The following is a 25,544-nucleotide window of genomic DNA, read 5'->3' as shown; positions in this document are numbered from 1 at the left end:
TCTCCGTCGTCAGTCAGGGAAGCGGAACACCGCGGCGATGCGCGCGTCCCAGGCAGGGCCCAGCGGCGACTCGATCACCGCCTGGCCAGAATAGGCATGGATCACCGTGGCCCCGCCGTCGCGCATCCCGAGGATGCCGACATGCTTGGCCACCGCCCGGGCGCGCATGCGGAACACCAGCACATCGCCGGGCCGGCGCTCGCAGGGCGCGATCTCGCGCATGTGCCGCGCCGCGGCGGCGAGCATGCGCTCGTCGCCCGAAGCCTCCGACCAGTCCGGCGTGTAGGCCGGCACCGGCTCGGGCTCGCAGCCGTAGAGCTCGCGCCACACCCCGCGCAGCAGCCCGAGGCAATCGGTGCCCGCGCCCCGGCAGCTCGCCTGGTGCACGTAGGGCGTGCCGATCCAGGCCCGCGCGATGGCCAGCGCCGCCTCAGCGGTAGAGCGATCCGCCGTCATGGCGATCTCCCTCGCGCACGTAGGAGGTCATCCAGTCTTCGCCAGGAAGATGAGGAAAGCCCCGGAAGTTTCTGAAATTGGCGAATTTCCCCCGGCAGGTCTCTGCCCGCCGGTCGCAGCCCGCTCGCAGGCGCAGCGTATCGCCGGCCGCCACCGGCGCGCCGGGCTGCTCCCACAGGCGCAGCCGCCTGCCCGTGCCCTGCACGAGGTCCTGGCGCACCCGCACCCGGGTGCCCGCATTCGCCCCGCTCAGCCACTCCACGTGGCCGCGGGCAAACCAGCCGCCCTCGAACCCGCCGAGCCCGTCGATGGTGAACTCGAGCGGGTCGGAGGCATCGGCGACCGTGGCCTCGCCCGAATAGGCCGGGCTGTCGAGGTCCACCCCGCAGCGCGCGTCGCCCAGCACCGCATCGCAATCGCGCAGGTAGGAGCGGCCGGCCGCGAGGTTGAGCACCTCCGAGACACCGCGCATCTCGGCGCGGAAGGCCGCGCCCTCGCGGGTGATCTCGCCGATGCTGCCGGCGAACACCCGCAGCCGCAGCGCGGGCTCGGTCCAGTCCACCAGCCAGTGCGAGATGGTGGCGCCGTCGTAGCGCCCGGCCAGCACGTCCGCGTCGGTGATGCCGGCGGATTGCAGCGCGCCGGCCACCTGGGCGTTGTCCACCGACAGCCCGGTGGAGCGGCTGACGGCCGTGGCCGACAGCCCGCTCGCCGCGGCACAGCTCACGCCCTCGATCTCCAGGTCGCGGTCATGGTCGGTGAAGCCGAAGGTCGCGCCGTCGGCCCGCACCAGGATCCAGCAGCGGCAGAGCGTGGTCGCACCGCTGTCGAGCTTCGCCCTCAGGGCGGGGTCGATCGCGCGCATGTCACACCCTCACTTCGATCACGGGGATGGAGGGCATCTCGCCGGCCTGGAAGGCGGCGAGCGAGGTGTCGATCCGCTCGGCCGAAAACCGCACCGGCACGTCGAACTCGAAGCCCGCCGTCACCGCGGCCCCGTTCGCCGGCGGGCTGGCGAAGCTCACGACACCGGTCGTGGTATCCACGCTCACACCGGCCGCGGCCGCCCCGTTCACCCCCACCAGCACCGTGCCCTGCACCGGCTTGCGGATATCGCGCAGGTACACCGAGCCGCCGGAGGCATAGCGCTTCACGAGCTGAAACGTGGTGCGGCTGCCGTCGCCGGTGCCGAGCGGCTGGTCGGTGCGCGCCGGCGTGCCGGAGGGCTTGCAGGACTTGTAGTCCGTCCAGTCCTTCCAGCGAAATCCGTTGAGCTGGCCGCCGCGCGCCTCGAAGAAGGCGACGATCTCCTCCAGGTCGTCGAGCGAGCGCAGCCCGATCCCGGCATCGAAACTGCGGCGCGATTGCGCCCAGGGCGCGTTGCGCTCCTCGAACCCGTTGGCGAGGGTGACGATCTCCACCCGCCGCTCGGGCCCCCCGGTCGAGCCGAAGGACAGCCCGGCCGGAAAGCGCGTCTCATGGAAGCTCATGTGTCTCTCCCCGCGTCAGAGGTTGCGCTGGCCGCGGCGCATCGCGCGGCCCAGGCTCGCGGCGATCTGCGCCTGCGAGCGGCGGAAGCCCTCCACGTCCGGCGTGTTCACCGTCACGTTCACCTGCACGCCGCCGCCGGCGCCGCGCACGCCCAGCTTGCCGTCGGGGCCGCGGGCCAGCGGCATGATCGCCTCCGGCCCCGCCTCGCCCATCAGCCCGGTGCCGCCGCGCATGCCGAAATAGGTAGGGCTGTCGACAATGCCGCCCTGGGCGAAGGCGCGCACGCGGCCCGCGCCGAACACGCCCCCCTGTGCGAAGGGCATCAGCCCGGAGACCAGCGCCTCCACCCCCGTCCCGAGCGCGTTCTGCACCGGGCGGATGGCGGCGGAAAACACGCCGCTGCCCACGCTGCGCCCGATCCCCGACAGCACGTCGGACACCCGGGCACCGTCAAACACGAGCCCCTCGAAGGCGCCGCGCAGGCTCGAGCCCATGGTGCGCGACAGCGAGCGGCTCTCCCGCTCGGTGCTGCGCATTGCGGCCTGCACCTGCTCCAGCTCGGCCCGGAAGGCCGAGGCCAGGCTCTGCGCGCCCGAGAACCCCTCCTCGAGCCCGCCGAATTCATCGTCGGATATGGGGTCAGCCATCGGATCTCTCTCCATTCGGGCGGTCGGGGAAGCGCGCTTCCAGCGCCTCCAGCGCCCCGCGTGTCATGCCCTGCGCCGAGCCGTCGTCGAGCCCGGCGAGCAGGAAGAGCTCGGCCGGCGTGAGGGCCCAGAAGCGCTCCGGCGCGAGGCCGAGCTGCACCATCCCCAGCCGCATCAGCCGCGCCCAGGCGACGCGCTCAGCCATCGCCCTGCGGCAGCGCGAAGGTGAGGCGCAGCAGCTCCGCCGCCGCGCGGGCGGCGCGCAGAGGCCCGCCGCCGATCTCGGCCGCGCCGAGCGCCGCCTCGTCGATGTCGAGCCCGCCCCCGCGCAGCCCCGCGCTCAGCAGCGCCAGCAGGTCGCGGGCCCGCACGTCGCCGCGCTCGAACCGTTCCACCAGCTCCACGATCGAGCCGCTGTCGAGCCGGGCCTCCAGCTCGGCCAGCGCGCCGAGCGACAGCCGCATCCGGTGCGCCGCGCCGTCGACCACCAGCTCCACCTCGCCGCGCCACGGGTTGGCCATCACAGCGCCACGAAGCTCAGCGCGCCCGCCGAGGCCATCGACATCTCGTAGACCGCCTCGCCGTCATGGCTGCCGGAAAACTCCAGCGCCGTGATCAGGAACGGCCCGGTCACGGTGCCGAAATCCGGGATCACCACCTGGAAATCCGGCGTGGCGCCGTCGAAGAAGATCTGCCGCGCGCGCTCGTCCGTCGCCGCGTCCTTGAACACGCCGGAGCCCGAGAGCGTCGCCGAGCGCACGCCCGCCCCGCCGAGCAGTTCGCGCCAGCGCCCGGTGCTCTCCATGGAGGTCACCTCGATGGCCTGGGCGTTGAAGCCGAGCCGGGTGGCCCGCAGGCCGGCGACGGTCTGGAAGGTGCCTCCGCCGTCCATGTCGAGCTTGATGAGCAGGTCCTTGCCTTTCTGGGCGGCCATGTCGTGTTCCTCGTCTGTGAAATGCCGGATGGAGGCCGGCGCCGCGCGCCCTGCCCCGCCCCCGCGCACCGGCATCATCGCCGCGGCGCGCGGGGGCTGCGAAACTCATGTGTCCTCGATCACCGCGCGAAAGCGCAGGGTGATGCGCCGCTTCTCCGGGCTGCGGCCCCGCTGGGCCCGCGCCTGCACGAAGCGCAGCGCCACGAGATGCCCGCGCTCAAGCGCGAGATCGGCGTCGACCAGCGCGTCGCACACCGCCTCCGCCACCTCCTTGGAGGCCGCGAAGCCCTCGGCGCCCGAATGCACCGTGACGTCGAAATCATGGGTGCAGCCGTGGCTGTCGGCGGTGTCCCAGGCCCGGGCGGTCTCGTCGCCCAGCGTCACGTAGACCGCCAGCGGGTCGGCACTGCGCGCGGCATGCGGCGGCGCGTCGTGGATGGCGCCGCCCACGAGGGCGCCCAGGGCCGTGTCGCCGCTCAGCCGGGCAAACACCGCCTTCTGCAGCGCCCATGACATTGCATAGGTCATGCGCCCGCTCCCTCCTCGGTCCAGCAGGTGAGGAACCGGCCCTCCTGGTCGTATTCGCTCACCGCGCGAATGGCATAGATGCGCCCGCCCTCGCGAAAGCGCTGGTCGGGCAGCGGCCGCGCGGGCGAGCCCTCGGGCGCGCCGCGCACCATGATGCGGTGCGAGATGCGCACCCGCTCGCGCGCGCCGGAGATGGTCTCGCTGCCCGAGACCGCCTGCACCTCGGCCCAGAGCGCGCCGAGCGCGCTCCAGGCCACCCCGGCGCCGCCGCCCCCGTCCGCAACCCGCTCCGGGGTTTCCAGAACCAGCAGCCGTCGCAGCGCGGGGCGCGATTTCTCCGCGCTCACAGCCGCACCGGGCGGTAGGGGTCGAGCAGCGCGAGAACGCCGAAGGGCAGCGCGCCCTCGCGGCCCTCGTCGGCGCTGCGGTTCTCGTAGTAGCTCGCGGCCAGCAGCAGCGTCGCCTGGCGCAGGTCGGCCGGCAGCTCCTCCCAGCTCACCGCGTATCCGGCGCTGAACTCGATCTCGGCGCGGCCCAGGTCGGGGATGCCAGGCAGCGCGCGCCCCCAGCTTCCCTGCAGCGACGGGGCCTGGCCATCGGGCACCAGCACCCAGAGCGAGGAATCCGTTTCCTGCTCGGTGCCGCTCGCCGAGACGATGCGCACCGTGGTCACCTGGCGCACCGGGGCGATGGGCAGCGCCTGCCGGCCGGTTTCGCGCCAGCGGGTCACGGTCCAGGAAAAGGCCCGCTGCACCAGCGCCTTGCCGATGCGCGCCTCGATGGCGGCCATGGCCGTGCGCAGGTAGAGCTCGATCAGCGCGTCCTGCGCGCCGTCATCGGCAAACCCCGATCCGAGGCGCAGATGGTCGGCGAGGTCGCGCACGGCCTTGGTTCCCAGCACGGGCGGTTCAAGCTCGGTCAGCATCATGGGTGGATCTCCTCAGGCAACCGCGTGGCGGGAGGTGCCGTCCCTGCCGGGCCCCTCGGGGCCGCGCGGCGGAAACGGCGCAAATCTGGATGGCGCCCCCGCGCCCCACGGGCAGAGGGGGGAGAAACGTGCTGGACGGCACGGAGGCGCCGGTTGCGGCCCGGCGGGGGAGCCCGGGCCGCGTCCGCGGACGGCCTCAGGCCACCGCGAATTTCATCAGCTTGATCGCCGCGAAGTCGCTCACGTCGCCGCCGATGCGCTTGGTGGCATAGAACAGCACGTTCGGCTTGGCGGAGAACGGGTCGCGCAGGATGCGCAGGTCCGGCCGCTCGGCCACGGTGTAGCCGGCGCCGAAATCGCCGAAGGCGATGGCGAAGGCATCCGCGGCGATGTCGGGCATGTCCTCGGAGATCAGCACCGGATAGCCCATCAGGCGCGAGGGCTGGCCCTGGCTGAGGCTGTCGGACCACAGGAAGCGGCCGTCGGCGTCCTTCATCTTGCGCACGGCACCGGCGGTCTTCGAGTTCATCACGAAGGTCGCCTTGGCGCGGTAGCGCGCGCCGAGCGCGTAGACGAGGTCGACGATCGCGTCCGCCGGCTCCACGCCGTTGAAGTCGCCGTTCTGGCCGGTGGGCACATAGCCGATGCTGCCCCAGGCCCAGCTGTCGTTGCCCACCGCCGGGTGGTCGAGGAAGCCGCGCGGCTTGCCGTCGCCGTCGCCGGCCACGAAGGCCGAACCCTCGGCACGGGCGAACTTGTCGGCGATGCGCTCCGCGAGCCAGCCTTCCACGTCGAAGGCGCTGTCGTCGAGCAGCCGCTGCGAGGCCTTGGGCATCGCCGAGAGCTCGAAGAGCGGGATCGAGATGCGGTCGAGCTGCGGCGTGGTGGTCTCGTTCATCGAGCCGCTCTCGTCGGCCCAGCCGGCGCCGATGTCCGAATGGTCGACCAGCACGTCATAGGCCGAGGCCTCGACCGTCACCACGTTGGCGATCGCCCGGATCGAGTGCGCGCCGCGCAGCACGCCGTTGATCTGCTCGGAGGTCTGCGGGTCGACGAGGTAGCCGCCATCGGCCGAGACCGCGGTCGAGAGCGCCTTCTCCTCGACCTGCAGGTGACGCAGCGCGTCGTCGTCGCCGCTGCGCAGGTAGGCCGCGAAGGCCTTCTTGTGCGGCACGCCCGGCTCGGCGGCCTGGGAGAGATGCGGACGGGCCGCGGAAACGGATTTCGCGTTCAGCATGGCGAGCTTTTCTTCCTGTTCGTTCAACCGGGTCTTAATATCACTGCGGAATGCACTGAATTCCTTGAGGAAACCGGACATGGCGGATTTCACCTCCACGGCCGTACCGGGCTGCGGCGTCGCGGCCGCCTGTTCACGGTCTGCATCGGAATGAGACATGGGAGATCCTTCGTGAGATCGCATGGATGCTGGGTTGGACTGCGTGGCTCCCGGCCCCGGGCCTCCCGAGGGGCACGGGCCGGGTATGGCCGCGAAGCTTCAGGTCAGGTCGGCCCGCGCCTCGGCGATGGCCTCGGTGAGTGCGCGTGCGAGCGCGTCTTCCGCCTCGCCCGCGCCGAGACTGGCCCGCGCGGAAGGCAGCATCGGGAAGGTCACGAGCGAGACTTCCCAGAGCTCGATTTCCTCGAGCGCCCGCCCGAGCGAGGTCTTCGCCGCCCGGACGGTGCGGTAGCCGATCGACAGCCCGTCGATGGCACCGGCCTTGAGCAGCGCCAGCGCCTCCGCGCCGCGCTGCACGTCTGCGAGGATGCGGCCGCGCACGTGCAGGCCCCGCTCATCCTCGCGGATCTCGTCCCACACGCCGATCGGCTGGGCGGGGTCATGCTGCCAGAGCATCTTCACCTTGCGCCCCTGCGCGGTGAGCGAGGCGAGGCTCCTGGCATAGGCACCGCGGCGCACCACGTCGCCGCCCTGGTCCGCCTCGCCGAACAGCGAGGCATAGCCGGCGATGCCGGTTTCCCCGGCCAGGCCCGTGCCGGTGTCGAAGGTCTGGAACTTCGTCTCCAGGCCGAAATCGGATACTGATGTCATAAGCTCTTGTCCCGAATGCTGAAACGAGGACGGGGCCGCGGGCCTCAGGGGCCGGCGCGGGTCGCGAATTCGTAGACGAGCTGGCTGAGCATGGCGCCCGCCACGCCGTAGACGGCGATCCACAGCCGCCGCTCCAGCCGGTCGATGGCCGCCTCGATGGCCGAGAGCCGCCGTTCCAGCGCGCCCCAGCGCTCCTCGCTCACCCTCTCGTGGGTCTCGATCCTGGCGTGGGCGCTGTCGAAGGGCTCGTAGAGGAACCGTGAGCCGCTCCTGAGCTGCTCCTTGCTCATTCGCCGCCACCCTCCTCGGCCCTCGGCAGGCCGAGCAGCGCGCGTTTCTCCGCGGCGCTGAGGAAATCCGCCTCCGACACGCGGCGCCACAGCGCCTCGCGCTCCACCGAGAGCGCGGGCACGGCGTCGAGCTCGGGGCTCAGCGACAGCCGCTCTCCGTAAAACTCCGGCAGCCAGCCCGAGAGCGCGGTGAACAGCCGGTTCACCAGCGGCAGAACGGTGAGCCGGTAGAAGGCGCGGTTAGCCTCCTGGTAGTTCGAATAGGTCGCGTCGCCCGGCAGGCCCAGCAGCATCGGCGGCACGCCGAAGGCGAGCGCGATCTCCCGCGCCGCCGCCTCCTTGGTCTTGTGGAACTCCATGTCCGAGGGCGAGAAGCCCATCGGCTTCCAGTCGAGCCCGCCCTCGAGCAGCATCGGCCGCCCGGCGTTGCGCGCGCCCATGTGGTAGCTCTCCAGCTCCTCCACCAGGCGGTTGTACTGGTCCGAGGCCATCTGCCCCATGCCGTCGGCGCCGCGGTAGACGATGGCGCCCGAAGGCCTCGCGGCATTGTCGAGCAGCGCCTTCGACCAGCGCGAGGCGGCGTTGTGCACGTCCACGGCCGAGGCCGCGGCCTCCAGCGCCGACATGCCGTAATGGTCGTCCTGCGGGTGGAAGGCGCGAAGGTGCAGCACCGGCCGCGCCCCGTCACGCATGTCGAACCGCGCCTTGCGCGCGCCGACCGAGTACTCGTACGCGACCGGCCAGCCATCCTCACCGGGCACCACCCGCATCCGGTCCGAACGCAGCACGTGCAGTTCCATCGGCCGGCCGCGTCCGTCGAGCCCGGAGACCTCCAGGTAGCCATCGCCGCTCAGCAGCAGGTGCCCGTAGAAGCTCTCGAAAAGCGCCGGGCCGGACTGGGCCGGGTTGGGCCGGGCCAGCAGTTCGGCAAGCGGATGGGTTTCGTAGCGCGCGCCGTCGCGGCTCACGATCACCGGCACGGCGGCGGCGGCCTCGGCGATCATCTTCACGCAGCGAAAGCCCACCGGGTTGCCGATGAAGCCGCTTCGGGTGAGCGAGGCGGTGTCGCGTGGTGTCCAGGCCGGCCGCCCGGCGGCCTGAAAGGCGATGACCGGCCCCGCGGCCGAGGCCTTCTGTTCACGCGGCTCTTCCCGCGCGCTGCGTCGCAATCCCAGAAGCATGTTCCGCCTCTCCCGCAAATGTCAAAAATCCTTCGCCGCCCCGCATGGCGGAGGGCGTCGCGGCAGGCGGCAGCCGCCGCCCGCGCAGGCCGCTCCCCGGCGCACCGCCGCAAGGGCGGGCACCCGGAGGGGCAGCCGGTTCCGGAATGTCAGTCCCGCGTCAGAGCGAACGCAGTCTCGGTGCCTGCCATTTCCCGGCGGGCACGATCATCAGGTCGGTGAGCGCCCAGACCAGCGCATGGACACGGTCCGGGCTGCCGCGGCCGGAATACCCCTCGGGCCCGATCGCGCACATCTGCGTCTCGAGCTCGGGGAAGATCCCCGCATGCCGGACCCTGCCCTGCTCATAGAGCGCGGCGACCGGCTCCGCCCGCGCCACCTTGCCCCGAGCCGCCCGCACTGCCCGGTAGGGCAGCATCGGGTCGACCTGGCGCAGGATGTTCTCCACCAGGTCGCCCCCCTGGTTCACCTCGGCCACCACGCGATCGGCGTTCCAGCGCCGCGCCGCGGCCACTGCCGCCGCGGCCCACGCGCTGGGGTGGGCGCCGACGACGCTCGCGTCCTCCAGCACCCAGGCCCGCCAGTCCCGCGGAGGGCCCTCGGCCTGCACGCCGGCCACCACGATGCCACAGGCATCGGCCGTCTTGCCGCCGGTCACCGGCGGGTCCACCGCCACCACGATGCGCGTGAGCCCCTGCGTCTCCGAACGCATGCCCTCCAGCCCCCGGCGCGACCACAACGCCCCGGGGATGCTCTCACACATCTCGCCGTCGATCTCCTGCCGACCCAGGAAGGTGCCGGCGTAGCTCTCCTCGATCACCCGGATGAAGCTGCGCGCCAGGTGCGGGTTCGCCCGCGTCGACGCCGCGCTCTGCACGGTGTGCGCATCCTGCAGGATGTCCTCGAGCAGGCTGTTCACCCGCGGCGTCGTCGTCACCACCTGGCGCGGGTTGTCGCCCAGCCGCAGACCGAACTGCAGCATGTCCCAGGTCTCGCGCCCTTTCTTCCACTTGCCCAGCTCGTCCGACCAGGCACAGTCGAACTGAGGCCCGCGCAGGCTTTCGGGGTCGGCGGCCGAGATGATCCGCGCCTCCGCCCCGTTGGGCCACACCAGCAGGCGCCGGGTGGCGATCCACTGCGGCCGGCGGTCCGGAGGGGTGCAGGCCATCAGGCCCGAGTCCCCCTCGATCATGATCTCCCGCGCCTGGTCGAGCGTGGCCGCCACCAGGGCCACGCGCCGGCAGGCGCCCGGCGCCGTCGGCGCGGGCCCCTCCACCTGCGAGCGCACCCACTCGGCCCCGGCGCGGGTCTTGCCCGCGCCGCGACCGCCCATCACCACCCAGGTCGACCAGTCGCCCTGCGGCGCAAGCTGGTGCTCCATCGCCCAGAACTCGAAGAGCCAGGGCAGTGCCAGCAGCGCGTTCATGCTAAGCGTGCCGAGAAAGGCCTCAATCTCCTCCTGCCCCCTGGAGGCGAGCAACCCTGCGCCACACTTCCGTACGGGCGGCGTCGAGGTCGAGGGCTCCCGCCCCCGCGCCACCGGGTTCCTTGCTGCGTTTCTCAAGACTCACCTCGATATCAATGACTGTCTGAAGTGCCTTGTGATGCGAGCGGATCAGGTCCAGCCGCGCCCGCGCGGTGGCGGGGTCCTGGCCAGCCTCGTCCCGCAGGTCGGCGATTGCCGCGGCCAGGGCTTCGGAAAGTGTTTCGTACATGCAGCGCGCCCGACCGATCAGCGCCGCAGTCCTGTTGTCGTCAGTATCACTTGAACCAGAATTCATATGGAAACGAGCCTTGTGCGGAACTTGCCACGAAAACCAAAAACCCCGGGATCGTTTGATCCCGGGGTTTCGGCGCCCATTTCGTCCAGCGTGCTCTTTCTATACAGAAGAGCGCGCGGTATGTCAAGCGCAATCTGAGCGCCTCTCCCGGAGGCCTCAGTTCTGCTGCTGCTCGCTCTGGCGCTGGCGTTCGATGCGCCGCCATTCGGCCACATTGCGGTTGTGCTCGCGAAGGGTGGTGGCGAACACATGCCCCCCGGTGCCGTCCGCCACGAAGAACAGGTACTCCGTCTTCGCCGGCTGCATCACCGCGGCGATGGCGGCCCGGCCGGGGTTGGCAATCGGCGTCGGCGGCAGCCCGTCGATCTGGTAGGTGTTGTAGGGCGTGCGCGCGGCGAGCTCGGAGCGGCGCAGCCCGCGGTCCAGCACCTCCTTGCCGCCGGTGATGCCGTAGATCACCGTGGGGTCGGTCTCCAGCCGCATGCCGGCGCGCAGGCGGTTGATGAACACCGAGGCCACCTCGGGCCGTTCGCCCGGAATGCCGGTTTCCTTCTCCACGATGGAGGCGAGCACCAGCGCCTCCTCGGGCGTCTCCAGCGGCAGGTCGGCCTGGCGGCCCTCCCAGGCGGCGGCGAGGATGCGCTGCTGCGCGGCCAGCATCTGGTCGATCACCGCCTGGCGCGGCGTGCCGCGCTGCACGTTGTAGGTGTCGGGCGCCAGCATCCCCTCGAGCGGCACGGTGGCCACCTCTCCGGTGAGGAAATCCGCTTCCTTCAGCCGCTCCACCACCTGGAAGGAGGTAAGCCCCTCCGGAATGGTCACCGGGTGGAGGATCGACCGGCCCGAGGCCAGCAGGGCGAGGATCTCGTCCATCGAGGCCCCGGCGGGGATGGCGTATTCGCCGAACTTCAGCGTCGTCGCGCGCTCGGTGTAGCGCGCGCCGATGCGGAAGATCGTGCCGTTGGAGATCGCGCCCTCCTGCTCGAGCTTCGCGGTGATCGCCTGCAGGCTCTCGCCGCGATCAAGCACGACGATCGCCTCCTCCTTCAACGGCCCCTCGCCGCGAAACTCGCTCACGCCCCAGCCGATGATGCCCAGCACCACCAGCAGGACGACGATCAGCAGGTTCAGCCCGTTCGCCGCGAGATGGCGCATGCGATCACACCTTGCCCATGATCAGCGAGGCATTGGTGCCGCCGAAGCCGAAGGAGTTCGACAGAGCGATGTCGATCTTGCGCTCGCGCGCCTTCAGCGGCGCGAGGTCGAGCACCGTCTCCACCGAGGGGTTCTCGAGGTTGAGCGTCGGCGGGGCGATGCCGTCGCGCATGGCGAGCAGGCAGAAGATCGCCTCCACCGCGCCCGCGGCCCCCAGAAGGTGCCCGATCGACGACTTGGTCGAGGACATGGTCACCTTTTCCGCCGCCGAGCCCAGCAGGCGGGTCACGGCGCCGAGCTCGATCTCGTCGCCCAGCGGGGTCGAGGTGCCGTGCGCGTTCACGTAGTCGATGTTGTCCACCGAGATGCCGGCCGAGCGCAGCGCGCCCTGCATGGCCCGGTAGCCGCCGTTGCCGTCCGGCGCGGGCGAGGTGATGTGATATGCGTCGCCCGACAGGCCGTAGCCCAGCACCTCGCCGTAGATCTTCGCGCCGCGCGCCTTGGCGTGCTCGTATTCCTCGAGCACCACCACGCCGGCGCCCTCGCCCATCACGAAGCCATCGCGGTCCTTGTCATAGGGCCGGCTGGCGCGCGTGGGCTCGTCGTTGAAATGGGTGGAGAGCGCCTTGCAGGCGGCAAAGCCCGCGACACCGATCTCGCACACCGGGCTCTCCGCCCCGCCGGCCACCATCACGTCGGCATCGCCGAGCATGATCAGCCGGGCCGCGTCGCCGATCGCGTGCGCGCCGGTCGAGCAGGCGGTCACCACCGAGTGGTTGGGCCCGCGGAACCCGTAGCGGATCGACACCTGGCCGGAGCACAGGTTGATCAGCGCGCCGGGGATGAAGAAGGGCGAGACGCGGCGCGGGCCGCGGTCGCGCAGTACCAGCGCCGTCTCGGCGATGGATTCGACACCCCCGATGCCCGAGCCGATCATCACGCCGGTGCGCAGGCACTCCTCCTCGTCCGTCGGCTTCCAGCCGGCGTCGGTCACGGCCTGCTCGGCCGCGGTGAGCGCATAGGTGATGAACCGGTCGGTCTTGCGCTGGTCCTTGGGCGAGACCCAGTCGTCGGCATTGTAGGTGCCGTCCGTACCGTCGCCCAGCGGGATTTCGCAGGCGATATCGCATGCCAGTTGGCTCGCGTCGAAATAGCGGATCTTGCCGGCCCCGGACTTTCCGGCGATCAGGCGCTCCCAGGTCTGCTCCACTCCGCAGGCCAGAGGCGTGACCATACCCAGCCCGGTAATCACAACCCGTCTCATCAGCGCTCCTCAGCTCTCATTGGTCGGGCCCCTTCTACAGCAGTCATCGCGCCGGCGGCAAGAAGCCCTTGGGCGACATGTTGCCCGAAACAGAAACGGCATCCGGATCGCCCGGATGCCGCAGTCCTTCCGGAAGTCCGGAACGGGTCAGGCGTTCTCGGAGATGTACTTCACCGCGTCGCCGAAAGTCTGGATGGTCTCGGCGGCATCGTCGGGGATCTCGATCCCGAACTCTTCCTCGAAAGCCATCACCAGCTCGACGGTGTCCAGCGAATCCGCGCCCAGATCGTCGATGAAGGACGCGCCCTCGACCACCTTGTCTTCGTCAACGCTCAGGTGCTCGACAACAATCTTCTTAACGCGCTCAGCGATATCGCTCATAGTCCTGTCCTCGCAGTTTGACCCCCCGCGGGGGTTGCCTCGATGTGGGAGTGCGGCCGGCCGGGCGATTGTCAGATGGCCGCACAGAAACAGACCCGTAGGCAAGGCCCCCGGCTTGTATTCTGCCGGGCCTATACCACACCTTCCGGCACGTGCAAATCCTGATTGCGCGTGCCGGAAAGCACCGTCAGATCATTGCCATGCCGCCGTTCACATGCAGGGTCTGCCCCGTGACATATGCGGCTTCCCGGCTCGCCAGAAAGGCCACGGCGGCGGCAATTTCACCGGCCTCGCCCATGCGGCCCGCCGGGATGCCCGCCAGCAGGCGCGCCTTCTGCTCGTCGTTCAGCGCATCGGTCATCGCGGTGGTGATGAAGCCGGGCGCCACGCAGTTCACCGTGATGTTGCGGCTGGCCACTTCCTGCGCAAGGCTCTTGGACATGCCGATCATGCCGGCCTTGGAGGCGGCGTAGTTGCCCTGCCCCGGGTTGCCGGTCACGCCCACGATGGAGGTGACGGAGACGATACGCCCCCAGCGCGCCTTCATCATGCCGCGCAGCACCCCGCGCGCGAGGCGCATGGCGGAGGTGAGGTTGATGTCCAGCACCGTCTGCCATTCATCATCCGACATGCGCATGAACAGGTTGTCGCGCGTGACACCGGCATTGTTCACCAGGATGTCGACCGAGCCCATGGCGGCCGCGGCCTGCTTGGGCAGCGCTTCCACGGCATCCTTGTCGGAAAGGTTGCAGGGCAGCACATGGGCGCGCTCGCCGAGCTCGGCCGCCAGCTCCTCCAGCGGCGCGGTGCGGGTGCCGCTCAGCCCCACGGTGGCGCCCTGGGCGTGCAGGGCCTTCGCCACCGCGCCGCCGATGCCGCCCGAGGCGCCGGTCACCAGCGCGGTCTTGCCTGTCAGTTCGAACATCTGTCTCTCCTCACTGCGCGCCCGCGTAGGCGGTCACGTCTGCCGGGCGATTCACCGCCACCGTTGCCGCATCCTTCGCGATGCGCCGGATCATGCCGCTGAGCGCCTTGCCGGCGCCGATCTCAACGAACTCGGTCACCCCGCCCTCGCCGGCCATCCAGGCCACGCTCTCGCGCCAGCGCACGGCACCGGTTACCTGGCGCACCAGCAGGGCGCGGATCTCGTCCGGATGGCTCACCGGGGTGGCAAGCACGTTCGCCACCAGCGGCACCACGGGCTTCTCGAAGGTCACCCCCGCCAGCGCCTCGGACATGCGCTCGGCCGCGGGCTGCATCAGCGCGCAATGGAAGGGCGCGCTCACCGGCAGAAGGATGGCGCGCTTCGCGCCCTTCTCCTTGGCGATCTCCACCGCCCGCTCCACCGCCGGGCGATGGCCGGAGACCACCACCTGCCCGGGGTCGTTGTCATTCGCGGCCTGGCAGATCTCGCCCTGCGCGGCCTCCTCGGCCACCGCCACCGCGGTGCGGAAGTCGAGCCCCAGCAGGGCGGCCATGGCGCCGATGCCCACCGGCACCGCCTCCTGCATGGCCATGCCGCGGATGCGCAGCAGCCGCGCGGTGTCCGACAGGCCCAGCGTGCCCGCCGCGCACAGCGCCGAGTACTCGCCCAGCGAATGCCCGGCCACGTATGCCGCGCTCGCCACCGTCACGCCCTCGGCCTCCAGCGCGCGCAGCGCCGCGATCGAGGTCGCCATCAGCGCCGGCTGCGCGTTGGCGGTGAGGGTGAGATCCTCGGCGGAACCCTCCCAGATCAGCGCGCTGAGCTTCTCGCCCAGGGCCTCGTCGACCTCCTCGAACACGGCCCGGGCCGCGGGATAGGCCTCGGCCAGGTCCTTGCCCATGCCCACGGCCTGGGCGCCCTGCCCCGGGAATACGAATGCTCGGCTCATCTGCTTCCTTTCGGTTCCGCTCTCCGAGGCCTCCGTGTAATCACTCGCGGGGCCCAGAACAAGGTGCCGCAGCCCCGGCCGCGCCTTGCAAAGCGGGGCGTTCCGTGTATAAGGCACGCTTCCCCGGGTCAGATGAACTCGCGTAGCCTCTCGAATGCGGGCCGGCCGGGGCGGCAGACCGCATGGCGAAGCACGCCCATAGAACAGGTGGCACATGGCTCTCTACGAGCATGTCTTCATCGCGCGTCAGGACCTGTCCAACGCGCAGGCCGAAGGGCTCATCGAGCATCTCGGCCAGATCCTCAAGGACAATGGCGGGTCCGTCATCGGCACCGAATACTGGGGCCTGAAAACCCTCGCCTACAAGATCAACAAGGGTCGCAAGGGCCACTACGGCTTCCTGCGTTCCGACGCCCCGGCCCCGGCCGTCGCCGAGATGGAGCGTCTCGCCCGCATCCACGACGACGTGATGCGCGTGCTGACCATCCGCGTCGACGAGCACGAGGAAGGCCCGACCGCGGTCATCCAGGCCAAGAACGCCCGCGACGAGCGCCCCCGGCGCGACCGCGACGATCGTCCCCGCCGCGACCGCGACAACTGAGAAAGGGAGCAGACACAATGGCACGCAAACCGTTCTTCCGCCGCCGCAAGTCCTGCCCGTTCTCCGGTGCCGATGCCCCGAAGATCGACTACAAGGACGTGAAGCTCCTGCAGCGCTACATCTCCGAGCGCGGCAAGATCGTTCCCTCCCGCATCACCGCGGTCTCCGCGAAGAAGCAGCGTGAGCTCGCGCGCGCCATCAAGCGCGCCCGCTTCCTCGCCCTGCTGCCCTACGCCGTGAAATAAGGAGCAGACGACATGCAGATCGTTCTTCTTGAGCGCGTGGCAAAGCTGGGCCAGATGGGCGACGTCGTCGCCGTCAAGGATGGCTTCGCCCGCAACTACCTCCTGCCCCAGGGCAAGGCGCTCCGCGCCACCAAGGGCAACATGGAGCGTTTCGAGGCGCAGCGCGCCCAGCTCGAGGCCCGCAACCTCGAGACGAAGAAGGAAGCCGAAGCCGCTGCAGAGCGCATCGACGGCCTCACCTTCATCGTGATCCGCTCCGCCGCCGAATCCGGCGCGCTCTACGGTTCCGTCACCCCGCGTGACGTGGCCGATGCCGCCGACGAGGCCGGTGTCACCATCGACCGCAAGCAGATCGTCGTCGACCGCCCGATCAAGGAACTCGGCCTGCACCCGCTGGTCGTGTCCCTGCACCCGGAAGTGGAAGCGACCATCACGGTCAACGTGGCCCGCTCGATGGATGAAGCCGAGCTCCAGGCCGCCGGCCGCTCGATCCAGGACCTGCGCGCCGAGGCCGATGCCGAAGCCGAGTTCGAGATCTCCGAGCTGTTCGACGACATCGGCGGCGCCACCCGCGAGGACGACGAGTCCCCGATCGAGGACGGCGACAGCCAGGCCGACGATCAGCCCAACGTCTGATCGCTCCCGGCCCTGCCGGAAAGACACGAGCACGGCGCCCTCGGGGCGCCGTGCTTTTTTGTGCGGGCGAGTTATCCCCGACATTCACACCCTGTGAAAAATGCGCGCCCGGGTTATACCGGGCCCGAGGAGAGCGATTCACATGGCCGACGGATCACACACCCCGCAGAGCACCACCCCCGCCCCGCACAACATCGAGGCGGAGCAGGCCCTGCTCGGCGTGCTGCTGAACAACAACGACGTGTTCGACCAGGTGGCGAGCATCATCGACCCCCACCATTTCTTCGACCCCGTCCACAAGCGCATCTACGAGATCATCCAGCAGCGCGTGCTCAAGAACACGCTCGCCACGCCCACCACCGTGGCGACCTTCCTCTCCGACGACCCGGGCCTGGCCGAACTCGGCGGCCCCGCCTACCTCACCCGCCTCTCGGGTGCGGCGATCTCCGCCTTCGCGGCGCGCGACTACGCCCAGATCGTCTATGACCTCGCCATCCGCCGCGACCTGATCCGCATCGGCGAGGGCATCACCGGCAAGGCCGGCACGGTGGACGTGGACTCCGACCCCCGCGAGCAGATCACCGATGCCGAGCAGCAGCTCTACACCCTCGCCGAGAAGGGCAAGTACGAGGGCGGCTTCCAGTCGTTCCTCAAGGCGGTCACCGAGGCGGTGAACGTCGCCAACGCCGCCTACCAGCGTGACGGCGGCCTCGCTGGCATCTCCACCGGGCTGGTGGACATGGACCGCAAGCTCGGCGGCCTCCACCCCTCCGACCTGCTGATCCTCGCCGGCCGCCCCTCGATGGGCAAGACGTCGCTTGCCACCAACGTCGCCTTCAACATCGCCAAGGCCCACCGCCGCGGCCTGCGCCCCGATGGCACCGAAGGCACGGTCGACGGCGGCGTTGTCGGCTTCTTCTCGCTCGAGATGTCGGCCGAGCAGCTCGCCGCGCGCATCCTCTCCGAGCAGGCCGAGGTGCCCTCCGAGCAGATCCGCCGCGGCGACATGACCGAGGAGGAGTTCCGCCGCTTCGTCGAGGCCGCGAAGGCGCTCGAGAAGATGCCGCTCTACATCGACGACACGCCGGCCCTGCCGATCTCCACCCTCGCCGCCCGCGCCCGGCGCCTCAAGCGCCAGCACGGGCTCGACGTGGTGGTGATCGACTACCTCCAGCTCGTCCGCCCCGCCACCGCGAAGGACAGCCGCGTGAACGAGGTCTCCGAGATCACCCAGGGCCTGAAGGCCATCGCGAAGGAGCTGAACGTGCCGGTGATCGCGCTCTCCCAGCTCTCCCGCCAGGTCGAGAGCCGCGAGGACAAGCGCCCCCAGCTCTCCGACCTGCGCGAATCCGGCTCGATCGAGCAGGACGCCGACGTGGTGATGTTCGTGTTCCGCGAGGAATACTACAAGGAGCGCGAGAAGCCCTCCGAACACGACGCCGAGAAGATGATCGCCTGGCAGGAGGCGATGGAGCGCGTGCACAACAAGGCCGAGGTGATCATCGGCAAGCAGCGCCACGGGCCCATCGGCACCGTGGAACTCTCCTTCGAAGGCCGCTTCACCCGGTTCGGCAACCTGGTGAAACCCTACCAGCAGGGCTACGAGAGCGAATTCTGAGGCCGGGCGCAGCCGCCCGGCCCCGGGAGGCTCACTCCACCTCGACGAAGGCGCCGTCGACCAGGCGCAGCAGCTTGCCCTCGGCGATGCCGAAGCGGAACCCGGCGAGCTGCAGCCGCCCGGCCTCCACCGCCTCGCGCACCCAGGGGAAGGTCATCAGGTTGGCAAGCGACACGCGCACCACCTCGGTCTCGTAGAACTCGAGCGGGTCCACGCCCTCGGGCGGGCTGTTCTTCAGCACCTCCGAGGCGGTGCTCATCCAGGTCTCCAGGAAGTCGCTCACTTCCGCCGGCATGCCCTGCACCAGGCCCTGCACGCCGCCGCACTGGGCATGGCCCAGCACCACGATCCGGTCGACCTTCAGCACCCGCACGGCGTATTCCAGCGCCGCCGAGGTGCCGTGCCGCCGGCCATCGGGCTCATAGGGCGGCACCAGGCCCGCCACGTTGCGCACCACGAAGATCTCGCCGGGCCGGGCGTTGAACACCGTCGCCGGGTCCACCCGCGAATCCGAGCAGGAAATCACCAGCGCCTCGGGGCTCTGGCCGATCTCCGACAGGGTCTCGTAGCGCGCGCGCTGCTCCGGCCACACCCCCTCGCGAAACCGCCTGTACCCTTCGACGAGCCTGTCCATTCCCGGATCTCCTGCAATTGTGCCACGAAACGGGGCCACGCCCCGCTGGCAGTCTAATGCCGCCCCGGGGCCCGGTTGACAAGGGTTCCGAACGCCGGGCGCCTCCGCAAGGGCGCCGACCGCCCCGGGCATCTGCCCGGCCCGCACCATGATGACGTGCCCCTTCCGGCCCGCCGATGCCCCGTGGCGCCGAAGGCCTGGCTCCCTTCGTGACCGGCTGAGAGGATGGCTTACCGGCGCCCCGCGGCGCACAGCTGCCCGCTTGCGCGTCGAGCTTCCGGACCCGGGCCATGAAGGCCGGGCAACACTCTCGGGGTGCACAATCGCCGGCCCCGCCCCGGCCGCGGCCGTGCACGATCCGTGAACGGCGGTTGCAATTCGCCGCGGGTACCCCTTCCATGGCCGCGGGTCGGTGTGGGGGACTTGATTCTGAAACATGCGCTCCAGATCTTCAGTCACCCGGGAGGCCGCCGGCGTGCGGGTGTTCGACCGCGAGAAGGGGTTTGCAATGGGCAGATATCGCAGCTTTGACGAGACGCGCGCCATGGACGGCGCCATCGCCTGCTTTCGGGAGCGCGGCTACCACGCCTCCTCGATGCGCGATCTCGAGCGCGAGATGGGGCTGAAATCGTCCAGCCTCTACAACGCCTTCGGCGACAAGAAGACCCTGTTCCTGCGCGCGCTCGAAGCCTACATGGACGCCTCGCCACGCCGGCGCATCGCCCTGCTCGACCGCTCGGCAGACCCGCTCGCCGCGATCGAGTGCTTCCTCGGCTCGATCGTGCTGGTTTCCGCGGCCGACCCCTGCGGCTGCCTGCTGGTGAACTCGGCCGCCAGCCCCGTGGCGCTCGACAAGGAGATCCGCGCCGCGGTGAGCGGCGGGTTGGGCGAGCTCGAGGCGGCCCTCCTGCGCGCCCTGGAGCGCGCCGTCACGCAAGGTTCCCTCGCGCCCGAAGCGCCGGTCCGGGACCTCGCGCGGGTGTTGCTGGGGGCAGTCGTCTCGATAAGGGTGCTCTCGCGCACCTCTCCGGGCGAGCCCTGGCTGCGCAGCATCGCCGACGGCGCCCTCGCGCAGCTTCGTGCCAGCAGTCCGGCCGCGCTGGCCTCCTAGCCCCGGGCCGCCAGAGCGGCACCACAGAGGTGCTTGCCCAGCCGCGGCAGGCCGGCGCGCTTGAGAAACGAGCGCAGGTCGCCGCTCCAGCCGGCGGCCCTGCGCATGGCCTCCGCCTGCTCCGCCAGCGCAAGGCCGTCGCGCACGAGGCCCAGCAACAGGCTGTCCGGGTCTGTCCGGGCAACGCCCAGCGGGGTGAGACGCCGCAGCGGAAAGTCCCGCAGGTTCCGCGTCACCAACGTGTCCGCTCCCCCCGCGAGACAGGCGCCGAGCACATGCGTGTCGTCCGCATCGGGCAGGTCATGCTCCAGCACGCGGGGAACCACGCTCGCCTGCCAGCGCGCTTCCAGCGCGGCGATTTCGGCACGCGTCGCCGCCTCGGACGCGGCGCCGCCCCGCGCCATGGCACGGGCCCATTCCTCGAGGATCCGCGCCGACCAGACCGGGGTGAGCACGCCGGCCTCGGCCGCCGCCAGCAGCAGGGTGCGCGTCGCCGTCGGGTAGAGCACACAGGCGTCGAGCACCGCGCGCATCAGTCGAGCCTCAGGAAGATCGCCTTGAGGTAGGAGGTCTCGGAGAGCGCCGAATGCACCGGATGGTCCGGCCCCGGGCCGCCCACGTGCAGGATCTGCCCCTGCCGGCGCGCCCGCGCCACGCCCCGCAGCGAGGCGGCACGGAAGCGCTCCAGGTCCGCCGCGTGCGAGCAGGAACACAGGCCGAGGAACCCGCCGGGCGACACGAGCGACGCCCCGAGCCGCGCCACCTTCTCGTAGGCGCGCAGCCCCGGCTCCAGCGCCGCCTTCGACGGGGCAAAGGCAGGCGGGTCGCAGATCACCATGCCGAATCGCGCCCCTTCCGCCGCCAGCGCCGCCATGGTGTCGAAGGCATCGCCCCTGCGCGTGTCGAACCGGGCCGAGAGCCCGGCCGCCTCTGCCCCCTGCGCCGCCAGTTCGAGCGCCGCGGCAGAGCCATCGACCGCAAGCGCCGACGACGCCCCCGCCGCCAGCGCCGCAAGCCCGAACCCGCCCACGTGGCTGAACACGTCGAGCACATCGCGCCCGCGCCCCAGCCGGGCGGCGAAGGCATGGTTCGGCCGTTGGTCGAAGAACAGTCCGGTTTTCTGCCCGCCGATGAGGTCCGCCATGTAGACGGCCCCGTTCATCGGCACGGGGATCGGCGCCTCCACCCGGCCACGCAGGATGTCCATGCGTTCCGGCAGCCCCTCCAGACCGCGCGCACGGCCCTGGCCGTTCACCACCACGGTCGTCACGCCGGTCACCGCCTGCAGGGCAGACACCAGCGCCTCCACGAGCAGGTCGGCCCAGGCCGCGTTGGGCTGGATGACCGCGGCATCGCCGAACCGGTCGATGATCACGCCCGGCAGTCCGTCGGCCTCGGCGTGAACGAGCCGGTAGAAGGGCGCATCGAACAGGACCTCGCGCAGCTCCAGCGCCCGCGTCAGCCGGCTGCGCAGCCAGGCCTCGTCGATCTCGGCAGACGGATCGGGGTCGAGATGGCGCAGCACGATTCGCGAACCCGGGTTCACCGCCACGGTGCCCATCGGCTCGCGCTCGGCAGATTCGAGCGTGGCGATGGTGCCGGGCAGGATCGCCTTGGTCCGGCGGTCGAGCACCACTTCATCGGTAAAGGACCAAGGTGCACCGGCGGCGGCGGAGCGCCGGCCGGGCCTGGGGCGCAGTCGCACGGTGGGTCGGTCGAACAGCATGGCGTCCCTCAAGCTGAAGGGCCGGCACAGCGCCGGCATTTCGCGCAGGTCATACTGCGGCGACGCGACGAAGAAAACCCGCGGTCGCGCGCCCTGCCCGCTGCAGGCGGACAAAAAAAATGGGCCGTGACAAACACGGCCCAAGTCTAGGGAGGAACTTTGAAACTGGTGTCAGGCGGCCGAAGGGCGATGGAACATCGCCGCGACGGCATGCCAGGCGGCGGCGATGCCGCGGCCGGTGGCCCGGAGGCCGGAGCGCAGGACGGCGGCACGGTGCTCGCGCGCGGCCCGCTCGAAACGGGCGATGTCGTCGTGGGACAGATAGTTGCTGGACATGGTCATCTCTCTCTCCTCGGTCGCCGGTAAGCGGTGTTGCCGGGCATGTGTCTGCGTCGTTGCGTTGAAACCAACATGCCTTGCGGGCTGATTATTTTGCACCCTGAAAAATTCGGATGCCGACATGCGCGAAACGCAGGGCTCGGCCTCCGCACTGGCGCAACTCTCTGGGATCCGGACAAAAAAAATGAGCCGTGACAAACACGGCTCAAGTCTAGGGAGGAACTCTGAAACTGGTGTCAGGCGGCCGTGGGGCGATGGAACATCGCGGCGACGGCGTGCCAGGCGGCGGCGATGCCGCGGCCGGTGGCCCGGAGGCCGGAGCGCAGAACAGCGGCGCGGTGCTCGCGGGCGGCGCGTTCGATGCGGGCGATTTCTTCGTAAGACCGGTAGCTGGTCATGGCGTTCTCTCTCTGCCTCGATCTGAGGCCGGTTGCGTTTGCGTTGAGAAGAAGATGCACCTTCTCCGGATTATTTTGCAGTCCGAAAAATTAACATCCCGACATGCACGAAACGCAAGGCTCGCCCCGGTCTCGCCGCTGTCGGCGCCGCAGCTTCGGCGCGGCCTGGCGTTCGGGCAAAAAAATTGGGCCGTGTCGGACACGGCCCAAGTCTAGGGAGGAACTCTGAATGGGGTATCAGGCCGCGGTCGGCCGATGCAGGATCGAGGCCAGCGCGCGCCAGGCGGCGGAGATGCCGCGGCCGGTGGCGCGGATGCCCGCGCGCAGAACGGCGGCACGGTACTCGCGCGCTTCGCGCTCGATGCGGGTGATCTCGTCGTAGGACGGGTATGCGGAACGGGTCATGCTCATGTCTCTCTCCTCAGCTGCGTGAGGGCGTTTCCGATGTCTTTCGTTGCGTTCAATATGCGCCGCACACCGACCTTTGTGCAGTGCAATAAACGAGAACCCTGTCATGCAGGAAATGCAAGGCTTTGCTCATCATTCCTTAGCAAACGGGCGCGAGGACCCCCTTCGCATGCGCAACATGCGGCAGGCTGCCGCACCGTCCACCCTCCCCTCCGGACAAAAAAAGAGGACCGTGTCGGACACGGCCCAAGTCTAGGGAGGAACTTTGAAACTGGTGTCAGGCCGCGCTGGGGCGGTGCAGCGCCGCCGCGAGGGCGCGCCATGCGGATGCGATGCCGTGGCCCGCGGCGCGGAAGCCGGAGCGCACAACCTGGGCCCGGTAAGCACGGGCGGCGCGCTCGATGCGGGCCATCTCTTCGTTGGTCGGGTAGGTGATCGTGCTCATGGTCGTATCTCTCTTTCGGGGTCGGCCGAGGGGCAGCCCGGCGTCGTTGGGAGAGATATGGCGCATGCCGGCTTTAATTTGCACTGCGAAAAATTCGGATGCCGACATGCGCGAAACGCAGGGCTCTCAGCGACTCAACCCGAGATGGGCCAGGTAGCGCTTCTCGAGCTGGCGGAAGATCAGCACGATGACGAAGGTGATCGCCATGTAGAGCGCAGCGGCGGTGAGGAAGCCCTCGTAGGCCACGTAGTAGCGGGCCCGGAAGGTCTGCGTCACGCCGAAGATGTCCTGGATGGTGATGACGCCGGCCACCACCGAGCCATGCAGCATGAACACCACCTCGTTGCCGTATTGCGGCAGGGCGCGGCGCAGGGCCGAGGGGATGAGCACCAGGAAATCCACCTGGCGGTCCGACAGGCCGAGCGCCCGCGCCGCCTCCAGCTCGCCCCTGGGGATGGTGATCACCGCCCCGCGGATGATCTCCGTCGCGTAGGCGCCCGAATTCAGCGAGAAGACCAGCAGCGCGATCCACCAGGCATCGCGCAGGAAGGGCCAGAACAGGCTGTCGCGCACCCAGTCGTACTGCCCCAGCGTCACGCCCAGCCCGTAGTAGAACAGGTAGGTCTGCACCAGCAGGGGCGTGCCGCGGAACACGTAGACATAGGCCCGGATGAGCCGGGCGCTGCGGTGCCCGCGCGCCAGCGCCAGCCCGCAGGGCAGCGCGATGCAGAACCCCACGGCAAGCGACAGCGCCACCAGTTCCAGCGTGGTCACCACGCCGCGGGCGAACAGGTCCCAGTGCTCGAAGACGAGGTCGAACCGCATCACCGCATCCCCCGCGAGTAGTATCTCTCGAGCCGGTTGAAGCCCCAGCCCGAGACCGAGGTGATGCCGAGATAGACCACGATCACCACCAGCATGAACAGGAACGGGTCGCGTTGCGACTTGCCCACGTCATTGGCGAGCCCCACCAGGTCCTCCAGCCCGATGACCGAGACCACGGCGGTGGATTTCACCAGCACCTGCCACACGTTGCCGTAGCCCGGCAGGGCGTGGCGCACGAACTGGGGGAAGAGCACCAGCCGGAAGGCGCGCAGGCCGCGCAGCCCCAGGGCCTCCGCGGCCTCGCCCTGCCCCTTCGCCACCGCCAGCCAGGCGCCGCGGAAGGTCTCGGTGAGATAGGCGCCGTAGAGCAGGCCGATCGCCAGCGTGCCGGCGAGGAACTTCGAGAACTCCAGCGTGTCCAGCCCCGCCAGTTCGGTCACCCAGTTCAGCGCGCGCTGGCCGCCGAAGTAGAGGATGAGCATCAGCACGAGGTCCGGGATGCCGCGCGCGAGGGTGGTGTAGGCGGTGGCGACGCGCGCCTGCAGCCGGATCAGCCCCTTGTTGAGCGGGTCGCCGCGCGGGCGCAGCAGCTTGGCGCGCGCGCCCCACCCGCCCAGCAGAGTGGCCAGCAGCAGCGACAGCACCGCGAGGCAGATCGTCGTGACCGCGCCGCCGAGCAGCAGAGGGCCATAGTCCAGGAGTTTTTGCATGCGCGCATCCCGCCGGCCCCCGGCGATGGCCGGCCCCCGGAAGAGGGCCGGCGGTCCGGGTCAATCGCCGTAGATGTCGAAATCGAAGTATTTCGCCTGGATCGTCTCGTATTCGCCCGAGGCGCGGATCGCGTCGATGGCGGAGGAAAGCTGGTCGCGCAGCTCGGTGTCTTCCTTGCGCACACCGATGCCCGCGCCCTCGCCGTGGTACTCCGGGATCGAGTAGGGCTCACCGAAGAAGGCATAGCCCTTGCCCGCGTCGGTTTTCAGGAAGCCCTCGTCCACCGCGATGGAATCGGCGATCACCGCGTCGATGCGACCAGAGACGAGGTCGAGATAGGCCTCGTCCTGGCTGGCATAGAGAACCAGGTTCACGTCCGGGAACTCGCCCTCCATGAAGGCCTGGTGGATGGTGCCGCGCTGCACGCCCACCAGCTTGCCCTTCAGCCCCTCGGGCGTATCGGTCATCTCGGTGCCCTCACGCGCCACGAAGCGCGCCGGGGTGTTGTAGTATTTCTTCGTGAAATCGATGACCTGCTTGCGGTCCTCCGTGATCGACATGGAGGCCACGATGGCATCGCACTTCTTCTCCAGAAGCGCGGGGATGATGCCGTCCCAGTCGGTCTTGACCATCTCGCAGCTCTGGCCGATTTCGGCGCAGAGCGCATTGGCGATGTCGATGTCGAAGCCCACCACAGAGCCGTCCGGAGCCGTTTCCGAAAAGGGCGCGTAGGCGCCCTCCACGCAGATCTTGAGATCTGCGGCCGAGGCCGCTCCCGAAAGCGCCAGGGCCGCGACCGCGCCGGCAATGAGTCTGTGCATGTTTTTTCGCCTCGCCTGTTGTATGTGCCCGTATCGCAGCCGATCCATACCTTTCGCGTCAAGTCTTAA

Annotated in this window: 36 protein-coding genes; 5 read left to right on the top strand and 31 right to left on the bottom strand. The window is 69.8% G+C overall.

Annotation, left to right across the window (positions count from 1 at the left end; genetic code table 11):
* Positions 1-9: 9 nt before the first annotated feature.
* The 21 genes from D3P35_RS11630 to fabD all read right to left on the bottom strand — a co-directional run bounded on the left by D3P35_RS11630 (position 10) and on the right by fabD (position 14,957).
* A complete protein-coding gene (locus tag D3P35_RS11630) occupies positions 10-456 on the bottom strand; it encodes an NlpC/P60 family protein (RefSeq protein WP_118134890.1) in 447 nt (148 codons plus the stop codon).
* Positions 431-1,321 (bottom strand): DUF2163 domain-containing protein, encoded by an 891-nt coding sequence (locus D3P35_RS11625; RefSeq protein ID WP_118134889.1) that lies wholly within the window; start codon positions 1,319-1,321, stop codon positions 431-433. The genes D3P35_RS11630 and D3P35_RS11625 overlap by 26 nt, the downstream gene beginning before the upstream one ends.
* A gap of 1 nt (position 1,322) precedes the next feature.
* Positions 1,323-1,946, bottom strand: a complete 624-nt coding sequence (locus D3P35_RS11620) for a DUF2460 domain-containing protein (protein WP_118134888.1) — start codon at positions 1,944-1,946, stop codon at positions 1,323-1,325.
* Between the two features lie 15 nt (positions 1,947-1,961).
* Positions 1,962-2,594, bottom strand: a complete 633-nt coding sequence (locus D3P35_RS11615) for a phage tail tape measure protein (RefSeq protein ID WP_232830472.1) — start codon at positions 2,592-2,594, stop codon at positions 1,962-1,964.
* Positions 2,587-2,799: a rcc01693 family protein gene (locus tag D3P35_RS11610; RefSeq protein WP_118134886.1), complete on the bottom strand. Its 213-nt coding sequence runs from the start codon at positions 2,797-2,799 to the stop codon at positions 2,587-2,589. The genes D3P35_RS11615 and D3P35_RS11610 overlap by 8 nt, the downstream gene beginning before the upstream one ends.
* Positions 2,792-3,115 carry a gene transfer agent family protein gene (locus D3P35_RS11605; RefSeq protein ID WP_118134885.1) on the bottom strand — a complete coding sequence of 108 codons (324 nt, stop codon included), beginning with the start codon at positions 3,113-3,115 and terminating at the stop codon, positions 2,792-2,794. The genes D3P35_RS11610 and D3P35_RS11605 overlap by 8 nt, the downstream gene beginning before the upstream one ends.
* Entirely contained in the window at positions 3,115-3,528 is a 414-nt protein-coding gene (locus D3P35_RS11600; RefSeq protein ID WP_118134920.1) for a phage major tail protein, TP901-1 family, read from the bottom strand. Before D3P35_RS11600 ends, D3P35_RS11605 begins: the two co-directional genes overlap by 1 nt.
* Positions 3,529-3,633: 105 nt before the next feature.
* Positions 3,634-4,056 (bottom strand): DUF3168 domain-containing protein, encoded by a 423-nt coding sequence (locus tag D3P35_RS11595; protein ID WP_118134884.1) that lies wholly within the window; start codon positions 4,054-4,056, stop codon positions 3,634-3,636.
* Positions 4,053-4,403 carry a phage head closure protein gene (locus tag D3P35_RS11590; protein ID WP_232830471.1) on the bottom strand — a complete coding sequence of 117 codons (351 nt, stop codon included), beginning with the start codon at positions 4,401-4,403 and terminating at the stop codon, positions 4,053-4,055. The genes D3P35_RS11595 and D3P35_RS11590 overlap by 4 nt, the downstream gene beginning before the upstream one ends.
* Positions 4,400-4,984, bottom strand: coding sequence for a head-tail connector protein (locus D3P35_RS11585; RefSeq protein ID WP_118134883.1), 585 nt, complete (start codon positions 4,982-4,984; stop codon positions 4,400-4,402). Before D3P35_RS11585 ends, D3P35_RS11590 begins: the two co-directional genes overlap by 4 nt.
* A gap of 196 nt (positions 4,985-5,180) precedes the next feature.
* Positions 5,181-6,380 (bottom strand): phage major capsid protein, encoded by a 1,200-nt coding sequence (locus tag D3P35_RS11580; RefSeq protein ID WP_118134882.1) that lies wholly within the window; start codon positions 6,378-6,380, stop codon positions 5,181-5,183.
* Positions 6,381-6,479: 99 nt separating this feature from the next.
* Positions 6,480-7,031 carry an HK97 family phage prohead protease gene (locus tag D3P35_RS11575; protein WP_118134881.1) on the bottom strand — a complete coding sequence of 184 codons (552 nt, stop codon included), beginning with the start codon at positions 7,029-7,031 and terminating at the stop codon, positions 6,480-6,482.
* Between the two features lie 44 nt (positions 7,032-7,075).
* Positions 7,076-7,321, bottom strand: coding sequence for a hypothetical protein (locus D3P35_RS11570; RefSeq protein ID WP_118134880.1), 246 nt, complete (start codon positions 7,319-7,321; stop codon positions 7,076-7,078).
* A complete protein-coding gene (locus D3P35_RS11565; protein WP_118134879.1) occupies positions 7,318-8,502 on the bottom strand; it encodes a phage portal protein in 1,185 nt (394 codons plus the stop codon). The genes D3P35_RS11570 and D3P35_RS11565 overlap by 4 nt, the downstream gene beginning before the upstream one ends.
* A 160-nt stretch (positions 8,503-8,662) precedes the next feature.
* Complete coding sequence (locus D3P35_RS11560; protein WP_198670583.1) at positions 8,663-9,928, bottom strand: DNA-packaging protein; 1,266 nt, start codon at positions 9,926-9,928, stop codon at positions 8,663-8,665.
* Positions 9,929-9,950: 22 nt separating this feature from the next.
* A complete protein-coding gene (locus D3P35_RS26160; RefSeq protein ID WP_157982117.1) occupies positions 9,951-10,217 on the bottom strand; it encodes a hypothetical protein in 267 nt (88 codons plus the stop codon).
* A gap of 222 nt (positions 10,218-10,439) precedes the next feature.
* Positions 10,440-11,438 (bottom strand): endolytic transglycosylase MltG, encoded by a 999-nt coding sequence (gene mltG, locus D3P35_RS11555; RefSeq protein ID WP_118134878.1) that lies wholly within the window; start codon positions 11,436-11,438, stop codon positions 10,440-10,442.
* A 4-nt stretch (positions 11,439-11,442) separates the two neighbouring features.
* A complete protein-coding gene (gene fabF, locus D3P35_RS11550) occupies positions 11,443-12,702 on the bottom strand; it encodes a beta-ketoacyl-ACP synthase II (protein WP_118134877.1) in 1,260 nt (419 codons plus the stop codon).
* A 147-nt stretch (positions 12,703-12,849) separates the two neighbouring features.
* Positions 12,850-13,083 (bottom strand): acyl carrier protein, encoded by a 234-nt coding sequence (locus D3P35_RS11545; protein ID WP_118134876.1) that lies wholly within the window; start codon positions 13,081-13,083, stop codon positions 12,850-12,852.
* A gap of 187 nt (positions 13,084-13,270) precedes the next feature.
* Entirely contained in the window at positions 13,271-14,008 is a 738-nt protein-coding gene (gene fabG, locus D3P35_RS11540) for a 3-oxoacyl-[acyl-carrier-protein] reductase (protein ID WP_118134875.1), read from the bottom strand.
* A gap of 10 nt (positions 14,009-14,018) precedes the next feature.
* The gene (gene fabD, locus D3P35_RS11535; protein ID WP_118134874.1) at positions 14,019-14,957 is read right to left on the bottom strand and encodes an ACP S-malonyltransferase; all 939 of its coding nucleotides are present in this window, start codon (positions 14,955-14,957) and stop codon (positions 14,019-14,021) included.
* 214 nt (positions 14,958-15,171) lie between these two features.
* On the opposite strand from fabD, the gene rpsF reads away from it, so the two are divergent.
* The 4 genes from rpsF (at position 15,172) to D3P35_RS11515 (ending at position 18,057) form a co-directional block, all read left to right on the top strand.
* A complete protein-coding gene (rpsF, locus tag D3P35_RS11530) occupies positions 15,172-15,558 on the top strand; it encodes a 30S ribosomal protein S6 (RefSeq protein ID WP_118134873.1) in 387 nt (128 codons plus the stop codon).
* Between the two features lie 17 nt (positions 15,559-15,575).
* A complete protein-coding gene (rpsR, locus tag D3P35_RS11525; protein ID WP_118134872.1) occupies positions 15,576-15,803 on the top strand; it encodes a 30S ribosomal protein S18 in 228 nt (75 codons plus the stop codon).
* A gap of 12 nt (positions 15,804-15,815) precedes the next feature.
* The gene (rplI, locus tag D3P35_RS11520; RefSeq protein WP_118134871.1) at positions 15,816-16,439 is read left to right on the top strand and encodes a 50S ribosomal protein L9; all 624 of its coding nucleotides are present in this window, start codon (positions 15,816-15,818) and stop codon (positions 16,437-16,439) included.
* 142 nt (positions 16,440-16,581) lie between these two features.
* The gene (locus D3P35_RS11515) at positions 16,582-18,057 is read left to right on the top strand and encodes a replicative DNA helicase (protein WP_118134870.1); all 1,476 of its coding nucleotides are present in this window, start codon (positions 16,582-16,584) and stop codon (positions 18,055-18,057) included.
* Between the two features lie 31 nt (positions 18,058-18,088).
* Here D3P35_RS11515 and D3P35_RS11510 read toward each other — a convergent pair whose 3' ends face one another.
* Complete coding sequence (locus tag D3P35_RS11510) at positions 18,089-18,691, bottom strand: carbonic anhydrase (RefSeq protein WP_118134869.1); 603 nt, start codon at positions 18,689-18,691, stop codon at positions 18,089-18,091.
* Positions 18,692-19,199: 508 nt separating this feature from the next.
* Between D3P35_RS11510 and D3P35_RS11505 the strand changes: the two genes are divergently transcribed.
* Positions 19,200-19,802: a TetR/AcrR family transcriptional regulator gene (locus D3P35_RS11505; protein WP_157982116.1), complete on the top strand. Its 603-nt coding sequence runs from the start codon at positions 19,200-19,202 to the stop codon at positions 19,800-19,802.
* Here D3P35_RS11505 and D3P35_RS11500 read toward each other — a convergent pair.
* The 9 genes from D3P35_RS11500 to D3P35_RS11480 form a co-directional block, all read right to left on the bottom strand.
* Positions 19,799-20,335, bottom strand: a complete 537-nt coding sequence (locus D3P35_RS11500) for an RSP_2648 family PIN domain-containing protein (protein WP_118134867.1) — start codon at positions 20,333-20,335, stop codon at positions 19,799-19,801. The genes D3P35_RS11505 and D3P35_RS11500 overlap by 4 nt on opposite strands.
* Positions 20,335-21,528: an RSP_2647 family RNA methyltransferase gene (locus tag D3P35_RS11495; protein WP_118134866.1), complete on the bottom strand. Its 1,194-nt coding sequence runs from the start codon at positions 21,526-21,528 to the stop codon at positions 20,335-20,337. Before D3P35_RS11495 ends, D3P35_RS11500 begins: the two co-directional genes overlap by 1 nt.
* A gap of 171 nt (positions 21,529-21,699) precedes the next feature.
* On the bottom strand, positions 21,700-21,870 hold the full coding sequence (locus tag D3P35_RS26155) for an RSP_7527 family protein (protein WP_157982115.1): 171 nt from the start codon (positions 21,868-21,870) through the stop codon (positions 21,700-21,702).
* Positions 21,871-22,103: 233 nt separating this feature from the next.
* The gene (locus D3P35_RS26150; RefSeq protein ID WP_157982114.1) at positions 22,104-22,265 is read right to left on the bottom strand and encodes an RSP_7527 family protein; all 162 of its coding nucleotides are present in this window, start codon (positions 22,263-22,265) and stop codon (positions 22,104-22,106) included.
* A 237-nt stretch (positions 22,266-22,502) separates the two neighbouring features.
* Positions 22,503-22,670, bottom strand: a complete 168-nt coding sequence (locus D3P35_RS26145; RefSeq protein ID WP_157982113.1) for an RSP_7527 family protein — start codon at positions 22,668-22,670, stop codon at positions 22,503-22,505.
* A gap of 280 nt (positions 22,671-22,950) precedes the next feature.
* On the bottom strand, positions 22,951-23,118 hold the full coding sequence (locus D3P35_RS26140; RefSeq protein ID WP_157982112.1) for an RSP_7527 family protein: 168 nt from the start codon (positions 23,116-23,118) through the stop codon (positions 22,951-22,953).
* A gap of 126 nt (positions 23,119-23,244) precedes the next feature.
* The gene (locus tag D3P35_RS11490) at positions 23,245-23,943 is read right to left on the bottom strand and encodes an ABC transporter permease (protein WP_118134865.1); all 699 of its coding nucleotides are present in this window, start codon (positions 23,941-23,943) and stop codon (positions 23,245-23,247) included.
* Complete coding sequence (locus D3P35_RS11485) at positions 23,943-24,653, bottom strand: ABC transporter permease (protein ID WP_118134864.1); 711 nt, start codon at positions 24,651-24,653, stop codon at positions 23,943-23,945. Before D3P35_RS11485 ends, D3P35_RS11490 begins: the two co-directional genes overlap by 1 nt.
* 60 nt (positions 24,654-24,713) lie before the next feature.
* Complete coding sequence (locus D3P35_RS11480) at positions 24,714-25,475, bottom strand: ABC transporter substrate-binding protein (RefSeq protein WP_118134863.1); 762 nt, start codon at positions 25,473-25,475, stop codon at positions 24,714-24,716.
* Between the last annotated feature and the right edge of the window lie 69 nt (positions 25,476-25,544).

The organism is Oceanicella sp. SM1341, assembly GCF_003448965.1.
In the GTDB taxonomy this organism is placed as follows: domain Bacteria; phylum Pseudomonadota; class Alphaproteobacteria; order Rhodobacterales; family Rhodobacteraceae; genus Paroceanicella.
Note: the sequence above shows the minus strand (reverse complement) of the source record. Positions and strands in the feature narration are given on the sequence as shown.